The sequence below is a fragment of the Butyrivibrio sp. NC3005 genome (assembly GCF_000424545.1).
Classification (GTDB): domain Bacteria; phylum Bacillota; class Clostridia; order Lachnospirales; family Lachnospiraceae; genus Butyrivibrio.
Genome location: NZ_AUKC01000085.1, coordinates 1 through 2,671, shown reverse-complemented (window position 1 = coordinate 2,671; position 2,671 = coordinate 1). Strand labels below are relative to the sequence as shown.

The 2,671-nt window shown below is 38.4% G+C and carries 2 protein-coding genes and 1 pseudogene; all 3 read left to right on the top strand.

Going from position 1 to position 2,671, the window contains the following annotated elements:
- Positions 1–82 precede the first annotated feature (82 nt).
- The 3 genes and pseudogenes from G634_RS0114770 to G634_RS0114760 all read left to right on the top strand — a co-directional run bounded on the left by G634_RS0114770 (position 83) and on the right by G634_RS0114760 (position 2,542).
- Positions 83–526: a hypothetical protein gene (locus G634_RS0114770; RefSeq protein WP_026505909.1), complete on the top strand. Its 444-nt coding sequence runs from the start codon at positions 83–85 to the stop codon at positions 524–526.
- Positions 527–912: 386 nt separating this feature from the next.
- A pseudogene (locus G634_RS21680) lies at positions 913–1,173 on the top strand (sensor histidine kinase); the annotation flags it as partial.
- A gap of 229 nt (positions 1,174–1,402) precedes the next feature.
- Positions 1,403–2,542: an ABC transporter substrate-binding protein gene (locus G634_RS0114760; RefSeq protein ID WP_026505907.1), complete on the top strand. Its 1,140-nt coding sequence runs from the start codon at positions 1,403–1,405 to the stop codon at positions 2,540–2,542.
- Positions 2,543–2,671: the final 129 nt, after the last annotated feature.

The window sequence follows — 2,671 nt, the reverse complement described above, 5'->3', positions numbered from 1 at the left end:
TATGGACAGAAACGCAGTCCGATGCCCTAAAAGGCAACCACAACGTAGATTGTGGCAATAGGAAGCACGCGACTTTAGTCGTGTGAGGCTTCACTCTGAGATAAAAGATATCGAAGCTATCGTGGCACATGCCGGCAAGGTAGTCGCAGAGGATGGTCTGTTTTCTTTCAACGGTGCTAACGTGGCAAACTGGAACAATCTCTTTAAAGAAGCTATTGAAGCTATAGGAGAAGACTCATCATTCATAGATGAAACAATAGCTGGTCAGACAGAGAAGAGAAATCGGTATATATCCATGATGGAGAAATATTTTGCAAGGGTGGAGTCAGTTCTTTTGCCTAATTTCTGGCATTATACCGAGGCAAAAGAAATCGTGGAGAAGATGAAGGATTACTACAAGGATTATGAGAAAGCTATTGCCGGATATGAGAACAAGCTCCTTGCATATTTTGAAGATAAAATTGAAAAAGACGGTGAGTTTGTGCTTGAGGCAAGAAGCCAGTTCTGGCATTGCTACAAAAAGTGACCGGATTCAAGAAGAGTGTTAACATTAAGAGATACATAGTCTTGCTTAAAAAGGGGGGCAACTTTTTCCAAAACAGAAATAGTTGTACGCTATTTCTTCACCCCTTTACCCTAAACTATGTAAAAAGGGGTAAACATATCTGGTGCCTTATCCTTTGCAGTATGTTTAAATTGTTTGCGGTAGTACCGCATGTAAATTTTACATGGATTTTACATAAAGCTGTCCATACATTTTACTTTCAAGCGATATTCTGATAATCGGTTAAGCAGAAAATAGTGAAGAAAGAAATTTGTATGGATATTTTTAATGTTCTAAATATGATAGGTGGGCTATCCTTGTTTCTATATGGAATGAGCATGATGGGGAATGAACTGTCGAAGATGGCAGGCGGAAAAGTAAAGATTTCTGTGGGAAAAATAGACGGGCAGACGGCACTTACAGTTAAAGACAATGGGATAGGAATCCCTGCTTCAGAGCAACAGCGAATCTTTGAACGCTTTTACCGCGTGGATAAAAGCAGATCCAAAGCTACAGGTGGTACAGGTCTTGGTCTTGCAATCGTAAAACACATAGCTGAGATTCATGATGCAAAAATAACGGTGGATAGTGCACTTGGCGTGGGAACTACTATATATGTGTTGTTTTAGGATTATCATTTCTTCTTCCTTCGTCTATTTCCTTTACAGTATATTCTCCATCAAAACGTATCAGCAAAATGACAATTACAGAAACTATGCCAATGTTTGGTTAGATTAAAATCAGAGTTAGCATGAGACAATAATATTAAACAAGTCACTTGTCAAAAAATTATCAAAGGACTATCATAAAGAAGGGTATAAAAGCTACATAAATAATAGTTTCCAGAAAGAGGTAAATATGAGTAAAAAATTTTTATCCTGGATTTGTGTCGCATTAATTTTTACCAGCTTATATCTGACGGCATGTCAGAGCAATACCAATGATAATCCTAATGAGTCAGGTTCTAATGCTTCTGTAACACAGAGTACAGATGCAGGTTCTGATACTTCACAGGATGCATTGGTATCATCTGAAAGTTCTAGTACAGCAGATGCGTCTGCATCTACATCTGTTCCAACCACTTCTGAGCCAGTAGATATTAATGTTGCAGCTTTAAAGGGACCAACTGCAATGGGACTTGTAAAGCTCATGGATGATAGCGCTAAAAAGGCTACCGACAGCAATAATTATTCTTTTGAAACCTACAGTGCACCAGATGAACTCACACCTTTGATTATTCAGGGAAAAGTTGATATTGCAGCAGTTCCAGCAAATCTGGCAGCAGTCCTTTGCAACAAGACAGAAGGCAAAGTAAAAGTGCTTGCAGTTAATACACTTGGCGTTTTGTATATAGTAGAAAATGGAAATACTATTTCAAAAGTTGAAGACCTTAAAGGAAAGACAATTTATGCAAGTGGTAAAGGCTCAACACCAGAATATGCACTTAACTATATGCTCAAGGCAAACAGCATTGATCCAGAAAAAGATGTAACAATCGAATACAAGTCTGAGCATACAGAGTGTTTAAGTGCACTTGCAAATGACAAAAATGGTGTGGCAATGCTTCCTCAGCCCTTTGTTACAACAGCTATGATGAAAAATTCTAATATCAGAATAGCCATAGACATAAATGCTGAATGGGAAAAGGCAGCCAAAAAAGATGGTTCTGATGCAAAACTTGTCACAGGTGTCATAATTGGTAGAAGCGAGTTTGTAGATGCGCACAAGGATGCAGTATCACTTTTCCTTAAGCAGTATGAAAAGTCCATTAATTTCACAAACGAGAATATTGATGAAGCGTCAACTCTTATAGAGAATTTTGATATTATCAAAAAGCAGGTTGCAACCAAGGCAATTCCCCTTTGCAATATCAAATTTGTAGCAGGAGAAGACATGAAGACTATGCTTTCGGGATACCTTGGAGAGCTCTACAAACAGAATCCTAAGTCTGTAGGCGGAAAGCTTCCAGATGGCGATTTTTATTACGTTGAAAAATAAGTGACAAAAAGTTATGACTTCTTGTCACTTATAATCAGAAACTCGCATTTACTGCGAGTTTCGTGAGAATAAAAGTCAAGTGGCAAACTGGTCCAAGGCGAAGCCTTTTCAAATGGCCAGTTTGCGTAG

What these genes read in the sequence shown, in the direction of transcription:
- G634_RS0114760 (WP_026505907.1), top strand. Translation starts at nt 1,403, where the DNA reads ATGAGTAAAAAATTTTTATCCTGGATTTGTGTCGCATTAATTTTTACC.